The organism is Rhodoferax sp. RT4P68 (genome assembly GCF_056521305.1).
The window spans coordinates 65,645-79,385 of sequence record NZ_JBWMBB010000008.1 but is presented as its reverse complement, the minus strand read 5'-3'; the positions used below and the strand labels follow the sequence as shown (position 1 = coordinate 79,385).

Here is a 13,741-nt window from a genome sequence, read left to right as displayed (position 1 = left end):
CCAACTGTTGCGTATGTCACAGCATCGCAGCCGACCACGCGCCAGAGCCCAGGAGACAACGCTTGGATTCCACCCGCACCGCACCCGTGCAGGCCCCACCGCCCGCAGCCTATGACGTGCTCGTCGTCGGCGGCGGCATCAACGGGGCCGGCATCGCCCGCGATCTGGCCGGCCGTGGCTGCAGCGTGCTGCTGTGCGAACAGGACGACCTGGCCGCACACACCTCGTCGTCGTCCACCAAGCTGATCCACGGCGGCCTGCGCTACCTGGAGTACTACGAGTTCGCGCTGGTGCGCAAGGCCCTGGCGGAACGCGAGGTCTTGCTCAAGAGCGCGCCGCACATCATGTGGCCGCTGCGCTTCGTGATGCCGCACGACCCCGGCATGCGGCCGGCCTGGATGATCCGCGCCGGCCTGTTCCTGTACGACCACCTGGCCCGCCGCGAGGTGCTGCCCGGCTCACGCACGGTCAACCTGCGCCGGCACCCGGCCGGCGAGGCGCTGCAGCCGCGCTTCAAGCGTGGCTTCGTGTACTCGGACGGCTGGGTCGACGATGCGCGGCTCGTCGTGCTCAACGCGCTGGACGCCGTCGCCCACGGCGCCACGGTGCTGACGCGCTGGCGCTGCAGCGCTGCCGTGCGCGAGGCCGGGCACTGGCGCGTGCGCCTGCAGGGGCCAGACGAGGCGCAGCGCGAGATCACGGCGCAGGTGTTGGTCAATGCCGCCGGGCCGTGGGCCGCGCAGTTTCTGGCCGAGCAGGCGCGCATCCCGCAGCCGCGCGCGCTGCGGCTGGTCAAGGGCAGCCACATCGTCGTGCCGCGCATGTTCACGCACGACCATGCCTACATCTTCCAGAACCCCGACAAGCGCATCATCTTCGCCATCCCCTACGAGCGCGATTTCACGCTGATCGGCACTACCGATGTCGAGCACCTCGGTCCCGTCGGCACCGCCCGCATCGACACCAGCGAGATCGACTACCTGTGCGCCCAGGCCAGCCGCTACTTCGCCAAGCCGGTCGCCCCGGCCGATGTGGTGTGGACCTATGCCGGCGTGCGCCCGCTGCTGGACGACGAATCGGGCGACCCCTCGGGCGACCCCTCTGCCGTCACGCGCGACTACCTGCTGGACCTGGACAGCACGCACGCCCCGCTGCTGACCGTCTGGGGCGGCAAGATCACCACCTTCCGCAAGCTGGCCGAAGAAGCCGCCGACCTGCTGACGCCCGCACTGGCACCGCGCATGCAGCGTGGCGCCTGGACAGGTGGCGCCTTCCTGCCCGGCGGCGACCTGTCGACCTGGATCGGCCCGGCGCAGCGGCCCGATACCGATTTCGCGCGCTTCGTGCAGGCCGTGGGTGAACGCTACCCCGCGCTGGCACCTGCGCTGGCGCTGCGCCTAGCACGGGCCTACGGCTCGCGCATCGACCTGCTGCTGCAGGACGGCCTGGGCGCCGAGATCGCGCCCGGCCTGTTCGAGGCCGAACTGCACTACCTGCACCGCAGCGAATGGGCGACCACGGCCGACGACGTGCTGTGGCGCCGCAGCAAGCTGGGCCTGCACCTGAGCCCCGAGCAGCGTGCCATCGTGGCGGGTTGGTGCACCACGCACTGGTCCGAGCCCAGCGCCCCCGCCCCCTTGACGGAGACCCCATGGAATTGACGCTCACGGGCATTGGCCAGCAACTCGGCTCGGCCACGCACCTGTACCCGCTGGACCTGACGCTGGTGCCGCGCGCCGTCACCGTGCTGCTGGGCGCCACGCAGGCCGGCAAGACCAGCCTGATGCGCGTGATGGCCGGGCTGGATGCACCCAGCCAGGGCCGGTTGCTGGCCGATGGCGAAGACGTCACCGGCCGCCCGGTGCGCCAACGCAATGTGGCCATGGTCTACCAGCAATTCATCAACTACCCCTCGCTGACCGTGGCCGAGAACATCGCCTCACCCCTGAAGCTGCGCGGCCAGCCGCGGGCCGAGATCGACGCCCGCGTGCGCGAACTGGCCACGCGGCTGCACATCGACCCGTTTTTGCAGCGGCTGCCGGCCGAGCTGTCCGGCGGCCAGCAACAGCGCGTGGCGCTGGCCCGCGCGCTGGCCAAGAACGCGCCGCTGATGCTGCTCGATGAGCCACTGGTGAACCTGGACTACAAGCTGCGCGAAGAGCTGCGCGACGAGCTGACGCAGCTCTTCGCCGCTGGCCAGTCCACTGTCGTGTACGCCACGACCGAGCCAACCGAGGCGCTGCTGCTGGGCGGCTACACCGCCGTGCTGGATGCCGGCGAGCTGCTGCAGTACGGCCCCACGGCCGAGGTCTTCCACCGCCCGCGCTCGATCCGCGTGGCCCGCGCGTTCAGCGACCCGCCGATGAACCTGCTGGCCGCCACGGCCGATGGCAGTGGCGTCACCCTGGCAGGCGGCGTGCACCTGGCCCTGCCCGAGGGCGTGTGCCAACGCCTGCCCGCCGGAGCCCCGCTGACGGTGGGCGTGCGCGCTGCCGCATTGCGGGTGCACGCGCGGCCTGGCGACCTGGCGCTGCCGGGCCAGGTCGAGCTGGCCGAGATCTCCGGCTCCGACAGCTTCGTGCATGTGTCCACCCCGGTTGGCGAACTGGTCGCCCAGCTGACCGGCGTGCATGTGTTCGGGCTGGGTGATGCACTCACGCTGCACCTGGACCCGCGCCACGCCTATCTGTTCGACACGGCCGGCGACCTGATTGCAGCACCACAAGAAAACTAGAAATGAAACCCCCACGCTCATCGCTTCGCGTATCGCTGCCCCCAAAGGGGGCGCTCAGTGGCTTCGGGCGGCCGGGCGCTCACGAAATGAAACCTCCACGCTCATCGCTTCGCGTATCGCTGCCCCCCGAGGGGGCGCTCAGTGGCTTCGGGCGGCCGGGCGCCAACTGATATGGCACGCATCGACCTCGACCTGGCCCACGCGTACAAGGCCAACCCGCAGCGCGACGAAGACTACGCGCTGCTGCCGCTGAACATGTGCTTCGAAGATGGCGGCGCCTACGCGCTGCTGGGCCCTTCGGGCTGCGGCAAGACGACCCTGCTCAACATCATCTCCGGCCTGGTGAAGCCCTCACAAGGCAGCGTGCGTTTCGACGGCACCGACGTAACCGGCCGCACGCCGCAGCAGCGCAACATCGCCCAGGTGTTCCAGTTCCCGGTGATCTACGACACCATGACCGTGGCCGAGAACCTGGCTTTTCCGCTGCGCAACCGCGGCGTGCCGGCCGACCGCATCCGCGAGCGCGTGGGCCGCATCGCCGAGATGCTGGAACTCTCCGGCCAGCTCGGCACCCGCGCCGCCGGCCTGGCGGCCGACGCCAAGCAGAAGATCTCGCTGGGCCGCGGCCTGGTACGTGAAGACGTCAGCGCCGTGCTGTTCGACGAACCCCTGACCGTGATCGACCCGCACCTGAAATGGCAGCTGCGCCGCAAGCTCAAGCAGATCCACCATGAGTTGAAGCTGACGCTGGTCTACGTCACGCACGACCAGGTCGAGGCGCTCACCTTCGCCGACCAAGTGGTCGTCATGACGCGCGGCCGGGCGGTGCAGATCGGCAGCGCGTCCGACCTGTTCGAGCGGCCGCAGCACCGCTTCGTCGGCCACTTCATCGGCTCGCCGGGCATGAACTTTCTGCCGGCGCAGTGGGACGGCCGCCAGCTGATGGTGGCCGGCCACGCCATGGCGGGCCAGTTGCCGCTGCCCGATACCGGCGCCATCACGCTGGGTGTGCGGCCCGAATACGTGCGGCTGGCCGCGCCCCAGGCGCCGGGTGCCGTGCCGGCGCGCGTCACGCAGGCGCAGGACATCGGCACCTACTGGCTGCTGGCTGCCGAGGTCGGCCAGGGCGCCGAGGCGCATACCGTGCGCGTCCGGCTGGCGCCGCAGCAGACGGTGCCGCAACCGGGCACCGACGTGTGGCTGGCGCTGGTCGGCCCGCACAGCTGCTTCTACCGCGACGATCGGCTGGTCGCCACCGCCCCCACCGGAGTCGCCGCATGAAGCCCCTGAACCAGAAAGCCTGGCTGTTGATCCTGCCCGTGGTGCTGTGCGTGGCCTTCTCGGCCATCCTGCCGTTGATGACGGTGGTGAACTACTCGGTGCAGGACATCATCTCGCCCGAGCGCCGCGTGTTCGTCGGCACCGAATGGTTCAAGGCCGTCATGCGCGACGATGAGTTGCACGATGCGCTGCTGCGCCAGATCGGCTTCTCGCTGGCGGTGCTGGCGGTGGAGATCCCGCTGGGCATCGCGCTGGCGCTGTCGATGCCGGCGGCGGGGTGGAGGTCATCTGCCGTGCTGGTGCTGATCGCCATCTCGCTGCTGATCCCGTGGAACGTCGTGGGCACCATCTGGCAGATTTACGGCCGGGCTGACATCGGCCTCATGGGTGCGACATTGGCCAAGCTGGGCATCGAGTACAGCTACACCGGCAACGCCACGCACGCCTGGCTCACGGTGCTGCTAATGGACGTATGGCACTGGACACCATTGGTCGCGCTGCTGTGCTTTGCCGGGCTGCGCGCCATTCCCGACGCCTACTACCAGGCCGCCAGCATCGACGGCGCCAGCAAGTTCGCCGTGTTCCGCTACATCCAGCTGCCCAAGCTGCGCGGCGTGCTGATGATCGCCGTGCTGCTGCGCTTCATGGACAGCTTCATGATCTACACCGAGCCCTTCGTGCTGACCGGCGGCGGCCCCGGCAACGCCACCACTTTCCTCAGCCAGTACCTCACGCAAAAGGCCGTGGGCCAGTTCGACCTGGGGCCAGCGGCGGCGTTCTCGCTGATCTACTTCCTCATCATCCTGCTGCTGTGCTTCATCCTGTACAACTGGATGCAGCGCGTGGGCACTGCAGAGCAACCGGGAGACGGACATGCCTGAGCGCCGGTTCAAAAAGCGCGTCATCTTCCTGGTGGCGTACCTGGTGTTCGCCATCCTGCCGGTCTACTGGATGGTCAACATGTCGTTCAAGACCAACGCGGAGATCCTCTCGGTCTTCAGCCTGTGGCCGCGCGACTTCACGCTGGCGCACTACCGCACCATCTTCACCGATGTGTCCTGGTATTCGGGCTACATCAACTCGCTGATCTACGTGGCCATCAACACGGTGATCTCGCTCGTCGTGGCGCTGCCGGCGGCCTATGCGTTCTCACGCTACCGGTTCCTGGGCGACAAGCATGTGTTCTTCTGGCTGCTGACCAACCGCATGACGCCGCCGGCCGTGTTTCTGCTGCCGTTCTTTCAGCTCTACACCACGCTGGGCATGATGGACACGCACATCGCCGTGGCCCTGGCGCACCTGCTGTTCAACGTGCCGCTGGCGGTGTGGATCCTGGAAGGCTTCATGAGCGGCATCCCACGCGAGATCGACGAGACGGCTTACATCGACGGCTACAGCTTTCCGCGCTTCTTCCTCACCATCTTCATCCCTCTGATCAAGGCCGGCGTGGGCGTGGCGGCGTTCTTCTGCTTCATGTTCAGCTGGGTCGAGCTGCTGATGGCACGCACGCTGACCAGCGTCAACGCCAAGCCCATCGTGGCGACGATGACGCGCACGGTCTCGGCATCGGGCATGGACTGGGGCGTGCTCGCCGCCGCCGGCGTGCTGACCATCGTGCCCGGTGCCATCGTGATCTGGTTCGTGCGGCACTACATCGCCAAAGGTTTTGCCATGGGGAGAGTGTGATGTTCGACTGGATGGCCTGGACGCTGCCCGTTGCCGTGTTCTTCTGCAGCATCGTGCTCATGCTGGTCGGCATGACCGTGTGGGAACTTAAATCGCCCACCGTGCTGCGCAAGGGCTGGCTGCCCATCGCCACCACGCGCGGCGACCGGCTGTTCATCGGCCTCCTGGCCGCCGCCTATGTGAACCTGGCCTTCGTCGGCGTCAGCGAGCTGATGATCGGCTGGTTCGGCCTGGGGGCCGAGCCCTCGATCTGGATCAGTTTCATCGCCTCCATGGCCCTGCTGGCACTCATCATGCGCAAGGGCTGAGCCACCGTTTGTTTGTCCGGGCGCGCGGTGGTCGCTTCCCAGCCGCATGCCCTTCTTCGCAACGGGAACGCACCGAGGAGACTTTCATGACATTGCGCTTGAACGCAATCGCCTTCGCCGCCGCCACGATGGCCCTGGGCCACAGTGCCTGGGCCGGCGAAGCCGAGGCGAAGAAATGGATCGACGCCGAGTTCCAACCGTCCACGCTGACCAAGGACCAGCAGGCGGCCGAGATGAAATGGTTCATCGAGGCCGCGCAGAAGCTGATCGCCAAGGGCGTCAAGGAGATCTCGGTCGTCTCCGAGACCATCACCACGCACGAGTACGAGAGCAAGACGCTGGCCAAAGCCTTTGCCGAGATCACCGGCATCACCGTCAAGCACGACCTGATCCAGGAAGGCGACGTGGTGGAGAAGCTGCAGACGTCCATGCAGTCGGGCAAGAGCATCTACGACGGCTGGATCAGCGACTCGGACCTGATCGGCACGCACTACCGCTACGGCAAGATGATGAACCTCACCGACTACATGGCCGGCGCGGGCAAGGAGTTCACCAACCCCGGGCTGGACCTCAAGGACTTCATCGGCACCAGCTTCACCACGGCGCCCGACGGCAAGCTCTACCAGCTGCCCGACCAGCAGTTCGCCAACCTGTATTGGTTCCGCGCCGACCTGTTCGCGCGGCCGGACCTCAAGGACAAGTTCAAGGCCAAGTACGGCTATGACCTGGGCGTGCCGCTGAACTGGAGCGCGTATGAAGACATCGCCGATTTCTTCACCAACGACGTGAAGACCATCGATGGCAAGCCGATCTACGGCCACATGGACTACGGCAAGAAAGACCCGTCGCTGGGCTGGCGCTTCACCGATGCCTGGCTGTCGATGGCGGGCACGGCCGACGTGGGCATTCCCAACGGCAAACCGGTGGACGAATGGGGCATCCGCACCAGCGCCGATGGCTGCACGCCGCAGGGGGCATCGGTCTCGCGCGGCGGCGCCACCAACTCGCCAGCCGCCGTCTACGCGCTGACCAAGTACGTGGACTGGATGAAGAAGTACTCCCCCAAAGAGGCCACTGGCATGACCTTCGGCGAAGCCGGCCCGGTGCCGGCCCAGGGCCAGATCGCGCAACAGATCTTCTGGTACACCGCCTTCACCGCCGACATGACCAAGCCCGGCCTGCCGGTGGTCAATGCCGACGGCACGCCCAAGTGGCGCATGGCGCCCGGCCCCAACGGCCCGTACTGGAAGCAGGGCATGCAGAACGGCTACCAGGACGTGGGCTCCTGGAGCTTCTTCAGCGGCCATGACGCCAACAAGACGGCGGCCGCCTGGCTGTACGCGCAGTTCGTCACGGCCAAGACCACCAGCCTGAAGAAGACCATCGTCGGCCTGACCCCCATCCGCGAAAGCGACATCCAGAGCAAGGCCATGACCGACCTGGCGCCCAAGCTGGGTGGCCTGGTGGAGTTCTACCGCAGCCCCGCCCGCGTGGCCTGGACGCCCACCGGCACCAACGTGCCCGACTACCCCAAGCTGGCGCAGCTGTGGTGGAAGAACGTGGCCGTGGCGGTGACGGGCGAGAAGACGCCGCAGCAGGCCATGGACACGCTGGCCGAAGAGATGGACCAGGTCATGGCCCGGCTGGAGCGCGCCGGCATGGCCAAGTGCGCACCCAAGCTGAACGCCAAGGGCGACCCGAAGAAGTACCTGAGCGACAAGGCCGCACCCTGGGCCAAGCTGGCGAACGAAAAGCCCAAGGGCGAGACGATCGCGTATGACACGCTGCTCAATGCGTGGAAGGCTGGCAAGGTGCGCTGAAGCCCCTGCGCGCGCTGGGCCTGACCCGCGCGCGCGCATCAACTCCCGATCCCGGGGGGGATCGGGCGAGCGCAGTGGCGCTGGGAGTTGCATTCCGGCTCTCGCTCCTGCGCCAGCACCCACTGATCGCAGAAGTGTGCGGCGTCGGCTCGATGGCCGCAGCGGAGCTGGCTGCGTCTGAAGAAGCAAGGCCCACGTCCAGGAATTCGGCCAGCTGCCCACGCTGGCGGCGGCCGCGCTGGCCCGGCGCCACATGATCACCCGCAACATCGGCGACATGATCGCCCTGTGCCCGCTGCTGTGCGTCACGCACAAGGCACTCGACACGCTGCTCGCACATGTGGAACATGCGGTCGACGACGTGGCAGAAGCGCTCGACGCCTGCCGGCCGGCCATCACGCCTGAATCGCACTTCATGAGGTCCCACCCATGACAGACATCGAATCGCGCTTGCAGCAGATGGGCATCCAACTGCCCCTGGACGAGGTCGGCGCCAACTACTACGGCAGCAAATACGGCAGGATGAAGCCGCACTACGCCTACGGCAAGCTGCTGCTGCTCTCGGGCCAGACCGCCGGGCTGAACGCCGATGGCAGCGTCCGCTTTCCCGGCCGCGTCGGACGCAGCATTTCAGTGGCCGATGCCAGGCTCGCGGCGCGACAGACCGGCATCAACTGCCTGGCCGCCATCCGCAATGCCGCAGGCGACCTGGAACGGGTCGTCGGCATCGCGCGGGTCCTCAACTTCGTCGCGTGCGACGTCGACTTCGAGGAACCGCACCTGGTCGCCAGCGCCATGACCGATCTGTTCGTGGACGTGTTCGGTGAGCAGATCGGTGTGGCGCCACGCGCGACGATCGGCGTGACCTCGCTGGCCGACAACTATTGCTTCGAAACCTGGGTCACAGTGGAAATCGCCTAGGCGCCACGGAGTCAGTTCCCGCAACCCGATCGAGCAGCCAACCCATGTCCAAGCCATTCATCACCGCATCGCTACTGTGCTCTGCCCTGGCCTGTTCTGGCGCCGCCCTGTCGGCCGAACCCGTCACCATCGGCTTCACCGCCACGCTCACGGGCGACTTCGCTTCTTACGGCGTGGACATGCGCAAAGGCTTCGACCTCGGGGTCGCCGAGCTCACATCCAAGGGCGGGCCGCAGATCACCGCCACCGTCGTGGACGACCGGGGCCAGGCGAACGACGGCGTGCTGGCGGCAGGTCGGTTCTGCGAGAACCCGAAGATCAGCGCCGTGGTGGGATACAGCTTCAGTTCCGTCGCGCTCGCGGCATCCCCCATCCTGCAGAAGTGCAAGATGCCGGTGGTGGCGACGGCCGTGACCAGCCCGGCACTGAGCGGCATCCACAAGTACTTTCGGCGCGTGATCCTGACCGACGCCATCCAGGGCAGCATGATGGGGACCTACGCCGCCAAAGGGCTGGGGGCGCCATCGGTCTACGTCCTGTACCAGCAGGATGACTACGGCATCGGCGTGAGCAAGGCGTTCAGCAGCGCCTACACGGCGGCGGGCGGCAAGTTGCTCGGCCAGGCCGGCTACCTGCTGGGCATCAAGAACTTCCGCACGGTGCTGGCGCGACTGAAGACCTTGAATCCCGATGCGGTGTTCATCGGCGGCTTCTACACCGAAGCGGCGATGCTCGCCGAGCAGGCCAGAGCGCTCGGCATCCAGGCCAGATTCATCGGCACGGACGGCTCGTTGTCGCCGCAGCTGATGCAGTTGAGCGGCGGCGCGGTGGAAGGCATGACGGTGTACGGCATGTTCGACCCGGGTTCGGCACCCTCACGGCAGGCGGCTGATTTCGCCACGGCCTACGCGGCGAAGTACCAGCAGCAGCCGAACGCCTGGGCCGCCCTGGGCTTCGACACGGCCTTGACCATCGGCCAGGCGGCCAGCCTCGCCCAGGGCAAGGGCGCGGTCAACCGCGACAGCCTCAACGTCGCCCTGTCCGAGATCAAGGACCTGCCCGGAGCGACGGGGAACATCTCCTTCCAGCCCAACGGCGACCGGACCGGCACCTTGTATTACTTCACCGTGCGTGGCGGCAAGTTCGTGCTTGCCGACAAGCAGTAAGAACGCCGAGACACCGCAGGGCGGTCCGCATCCGACCCACCACCAGGAGACCGCCATCGCCTACCTGGAGCAGCTGCTCGTGAACGGACTCATGCTGGGGTCTGTCTACGCACTCGCAGCCGTGGCCTACACCCTGGTCTACGGCGTGGTCAAGCTGGTGAACTTTGCCTTTGGCGAACTGTTCATGCTGGGGGCCTTCTTCACGCTGACCCTGATGTCGCCCGAACTGAGCCTGCTGGGACGCGTCGTCCCGATGCCGGGCCTGAACTTCTTCACCGCCAGCACCCTCGCCATCCTGGCCGTCGGCGCCCTGGGCGCCCTGATCGACCGCGTGGCCTACCGGCCGCTGCGCCACGGGCCACGGCTGGCGCCGCTGATCACCTCCATCGCCGTGTCCGTGCTGCTGCAGAGCCTGGCGCAAACCGTCTGGGGGCCGGGCTCGCTGCGGTTTCCGGCCACGCCCCTGTCGGGCATGGCCCCGATCCAGCTCGGCCAGTTGACGATTGCGGGATCGGACCTGGCCGTGTTGGGCACCGCCTTCGTGGCCATGGTCGGGCTGCAGCTCTTCGTGTCCTATTCGTCGCTAGGCCGCGCCATGCGGGCATCGGCACAGGACAGCACCGCCGCCTACCTCGTCGGCATCCCGGTCAACCGCATCATCGGCGTGGCCTTCGTGCTCGGCTCGGTGTTCGCGGCACTCGCCGGTGTGCTCTATGCGCAGGCGTTCCAGTTCGCGAGCCCGACCATGGGCTTCACGCCGGGGCTGAAGGCATTGACCGCAGCCGTCCTGGGCGGCATCGGCAGTTTCCCCGGCGCAGCACTCGGGGGCCTCATCCTGGGTGTGGCGGAATCACTGTGCGCGGGCTACTTGCCCGAAGGCGCGCTGTACCAGGACGCGCTGAGCTTTTCGCTGCTCGTGGTCCTGCTGCTGTTCCGCCCGCAGGGCATCCTGGGAAAGAAGGAGATGCACACCGCAGCCGCAGGAAGCCTGGTCATGGCCTCGCCCGGCCGCACGGCGGGCTCGCTGCTGCAGGCGCCCTTGCGCGCGCTGGACCAGCTGTTCTCCTCGGCATTCTTCGACAGCACGGCGTTCAAGCTGCTGGCACTGGGCCTGGCCGTTGCGGCGGGCCTCGCGATCCAGTCCGACTACTGGCTCAGCCTGCTCGTCCTGGTGCTGGTGTACGGCATGCTCGCCAGCGGGTTAAACATCATCGTCGGTTATGCCGGACTGCTGGACCTGGGTTTCGTCGCCTTCTGGGCGGTGGGCTCGTACTTCACGTCGATCATCTTCGTGGACGTGCTGCAGAACCGCTTCGGGCTGGACACGGCGGGGCTCTGGTGGCTGCTGTACCTGAACCTGATCGTGGGCGGCTTGTTGGCCGCCGCGTGCGGCGCCCTGCTGGGCTATCCGACCCTGAGGGTGCGCGGTGACTATCTGGCGATCATGACGTTGGGCTTCGGCGAAATCGTCCGCGTCGTGGCGACCAACTGGATCTCGCTGACCAACGGTCCCATGGGCATCCGCGGCATTCCGTCGCCGGCCCTGTTCGGCGTGGACCTGGGTGACGCCAGATCGCTGTACTTCCTCGCCCTGGCACTGGCTTGCGTGCTGCTGCTGTGCATCGCACGCATCGTCCGCTCGTTCGTCGGGCGCGCCTGGGTCGCGCTGCGCGAGGACGAGGACGCGGCCGAGGCCATGGGCGTGCGGGCCACGCGCTACAAGCTGCTGGCCTATGCGTGCAGCGGTTTCGTCGGCGGCGTGGTCGGCGTCTTCTATGCGCACTTCCAGCGCTACATCAGCCCGGCCAGCTTCTCGCTGTTCGAGAACATCGTCATCCTGATGCTGATCGTGCTGGGGGGGCTGGGCACGATGATCGGCCCCTTCATCGGCGCGGCGATCTGGATCGTCTTCCTGCAGGTGTCGACGCAGATTCCTTTCGTCAGCAGCTATCCGGAGTCGCGCTACATCCTGCTGGGGGTCGCGCTGGTCGTGCTCATGTTGTTCCGCCCCAGCGGCATCGCGGCGCGGGCACGGCCGCGCCTCGTCATGCCGTGAGGCCACCCATGCGCGCACCACGGCCAGACGACATGCCATCGACATTTCAAGATCCGGGCGCAAACGTTGACGCGGTGCAGCGCCCCCGGCCAGGCCCCGTCGCGCTGCGGGCCGAAGGCGTCACGGTCAGGTTCAGGGGTCTCACGGCCGTGGACCGGCTCGACCTGCAGGTGCGCCAGCACAGCATCCATGCCTTGATCGGGCCCAACGGCGCGGGCAAGAGCACGGCCGTGGACGCGCTCTCGGGCTTCCGGCGCCCGAACGCGGGCCGGGTCCAAATCGGTGAGCAGACGTCCGCGCACTGGTCCTCGCATTCGGCCGCGAAGGCAGGCCTGGCGCGCACCTTCCAGAAGATCCGGCTGTTCGGTGTGATGACGGTGCTGGAGACGATCCTGGTCGGGCGCCACACCGGGTTCTCCGGCGGGATCTTCGCGGCGCTCGGGCGCACCGCAGCGGCGCGAGCGGCCGAGGCCCAAGCCGTTGCGCACGCCAGGCAGCTCATCGAGTTCGTCGGCCTTCCCGCAGACGTCGCCGAAGTCCCGGCGAACGCCCTGCCCTACGGCCACCAGCGGCGGGTGGAAATCGCGCGCGCCCTCGTGTCCGACCCGAAGGTCCTGTTGCTGGACGAGCCACTCGCCGGCATGAACACGGCGGAGAAGCACGCGCTGAGCGCGCTCATCCGCACGGTGAGCGGCCGCGGCGTCGCGATCCTGCTGGTCGAGCACGACATGGACGTGATCCGCAACCTGGCAGACCATGTCACCGTGCTCCACCACGGCCAGAAGCTGGTCGATGGCACCCCCGACGCCGTGCTGCGCCATGAGCAGGTGCAGGCCGCCTACCTGGGCAGGGCGAAACCATGAGCCGATTGCTCGAAGTCCACGGCCTGGAGGTGGCCTACGGGGGGATCAGGGCCGTCAAGGGGATCTCGCTGGCCGTGGGCGACCAGGAGATCGTCAGCCTGGTCGGCAGCAACGGCGCCGGCAAGACCACGACGCTGCGCGCCATCTCCGGCCTGCTGCGGTGCCAGGCCGGCCAGATTCTGTTCGGCGGCAAGGACATCACCACCATGCCGCCGGACCAGCGCGTGAGAGCGGGCATCGCACACGTGCCCGAGGGCCGCCATGTCTTCACCGACCTGACCATCGAGGAAAACATCCGGCTCGGGGCCTACGTCCGGCGCGACGCGCAGGCCATCGCGCAGGACGCCGAGGACATGTACGCGCTGTTTCCCATCCTCAGGCAGCGCCGCCGGCAGCAGGCCGGCACGCTGTCGGGTGGCGAGCAGCAGATGCTGGCCATCGCCAGGGCGCTGATGTCCAGGCCGAAGCTGCTGATCCTGGACGAGCCGACCATGGGCCTGTCACCCAGGATGATCGACCTGGTGCTCGAGACGATCCAGAAGGTCCGTCTTCGCAACACGCCCATCCTGCTGGTCGAGCAGAACACGGTGGAGGCTATCCAGATGGCGGACCGCGTGTACGCCTTGCGTGTCGGCGAGATCGTCGCGCAGGAGTCCGGCTCCAAGGTGTCGCAGACGTGGTTGCAGCAGCTCTACCTGGGATGAACCCGAGGTAGGGGCCCGTTTGCCCGCGAGGATGCGGTGTGACCATCTGGACATTTGCGCTCTATTGGTGAAAGATCGTTTGCAATACCTGTTCAATACGGAGTGCAAATGCAGCAAGTCAGGCCTCTTCAACGGTCCGTCGGGGTCTGCGTGTCGATGCCGGTGCACGGGCGAGCACTGGTAGGCGGTCCGCAGCAGACGT

13 protein-coding genes are annotated in these 13,741 nt (G+C 67.3%); all 13 read left to right on the top strand.

Annotation, left to right across the window (positions count from 1 at the left end; genetic code table 11):
- Nucleotides 1-62 precede the first annotated feature (62 nt).
- The 13 genes from glpD (at nucleotide 63) to AC099J_RS17870 (ending at nucleotide 13,539) form a co-directional block, all read left to right on the top strand.
- A complete protein-coding gene (gene glpD / locus AC099J_RS17930; RefSeq protein WP_479616641.1) occupies nucleotides 63-1,661 on the top strand; it encodes a glycerol-3-phosphate dehydrogenase in 1,599 nt (532 codons plus the stop codon).
- On the top strand, nucleotides 1,652-2,734 hold the full coding sequence (locus AC099J_RS17925; protein WP_479616640.1) for an ABC transporter ATP-binding protein: 1,083 nt from the start codon (nucleotides 1,652-1,654) through the stop codon (nucleotides 2,732-2,734). The genes glpD and AC099J_RS17925 overlap by 10 nt, the downstream gene beginning before the upstream one ends.
- 171 nt (nucleotides 2,735-2,905) lie before the next feature.
- Complete coding sequence (locus AC099J_RS17920) at nucleotides 2,906-4,015, top strand: ABC transporter ATP-binding protein (RefSeq protein ID WP_479616639.1); 1,110 nt, start codon at nucleotides 2,906-2,908, stop codon at nucleotides 4,013-4,015.
- The gene (locus AC099J_RS17915) at nucleotides 4,012-4,896 is read left to right on the top strand and encodes a carbohydrate ABC transporter permease (protein WP_479616638.1); all 885 of its coding nucleotides are present in this window, start codon (nucleotides 4,012-4,014) and stop codon (nucleotides 4,894-4,896) included. Before AC099J_RS17920 ends, AC099J_RS17915 begins: the two co-directional genes overlap by 4 nt.
- The gene (locus tag AC099J_RS17910) at nucleotides 4,889-5,701 is read left to right on the top strand and encodes a carbohydrate ABC transporter permease (RefSeq protein ID WP_479616637.1); all 813 of its coding nucleotides are present in this window, start codon (nucleotides 4,889-4,891) and stop codon (nucleotides 5,699-5,701) included. The genes AC099J_RS17915 and AC099J_RS17910 overlap by 8 nt, the downstream gene beginning before the upstream one ends.
- Nucleotides 5,701-6,009, top strand: a complete 309-nt coding sequence (locus tag AC099J_RS17905; RefSeq protein WP_479616636.1) for a DUF2160 domain-containing protein — start codon at nucleotides 5,701-5,703, stop codon at nucleotides 6,007-6,009. Before AC099J_RS17910 ends, AC099J_RS17905 begins: the two co-directional genes overlap by 1 nt.
- Before the next feature lie 86 nt (nucleotides 6,010-6,095).
- A complete protein-coding gene (locus AC099J_RS17900) occupies nucleotides 6,096-7,829 on the top strand; it encodes an ABC transporter substrate-binding protein (RefSeq protein ID WP_479616635.1) in 1,734 nt (577 codons plus the stop codon).
- Nucleotides 7,830-8,082: 253 nt separating this feature from the next.
- The gene (locus tag AC099J_RS17895) at nucleotides 8,083-8,262 is read left to right on the top strand and encodes a hypothetical protein (protein WP_479616634.1); all 180 of its coding nucleotides are present in this window, start codon (nucleotides 8,083-8,085) and stop codon (nucleotides 8,260-8,262) included.
- The gene (locus AC099J_RS17890; RefSeq protein ID WP_479616633.1) at nucleotides 8,259-8,750 is read left to right on the top strand and encodes a RidA family protein; all 492 of its coding nucleotides are present in this window, start codon (nucleotides 8,259-8,261) and stop codon (nucleotides 8,748-8,750) included. The genes AC099J_RS17895 and AC099J_RS17890 overlap by 4 nt, the downstream gene beginning before the upstream one ends.
- A gap of 44 nt (nucleotides 8,751-8,794) precedes the next feature.
- Nucleotides 8,795-9,916 carry an ABC transporter substrate-binding protein gene (locus tag AC099J_RS17885; RefSeq protein ID WP_479616632.1) on the top strand — a complete coding sequence of 374 codons (1,122 nt, stop codon included), beginning with the start codon at nucleotides 8,795-8,797 and terminating at the stop codon, nucleotides 9,914-9,916.
- Nucleotides 9,900-11,972: an ABC transporter permease gene (locus AC099J_RS17880; protein WP_479616631.1), complete on the top strand. Its 2,073-nt coding sequence runs from the start codon at nucleotides 9,900-9,902 to the stop codon at nucleotides 11,970-11,972. The genes AC099J_RS17885 and AC099J_RS17880 overlap by 17 nt, the downstream gene beginning before the upstream one ends.
- Before the next feature lie 32 nt (nucleotides 11,973-12,004).
- Entirely contained in the window at nucleotides 12,005-12,835 is an 831-nt protein-coding gene (locus tag AC099J_RS17875; RefSeq protein ID WP_479616630.1) for an ABC transporter ATP-binding protein, read from the top strand.
- Nucleotides 12,832-13,539 carry an ABC transporter ATP-binding protein gene (locus tag AC099J_RS17870; protein ID WP_479616629.1) on the top strand — a complete coding sequence of 236 codons (708 nt, stop codon included), beginning with the start codon at nucleotides 12,832-12,834 and terminating at the stop codon, nucleotides 13,537-13,539. Before AC099J_RS17875 ends, AC099J_RS17870 begins: the two co-directional genes overlap by 4 nt.
- Nucleotides 13,540-13,741: the final 202 nt, after the last annotated feature.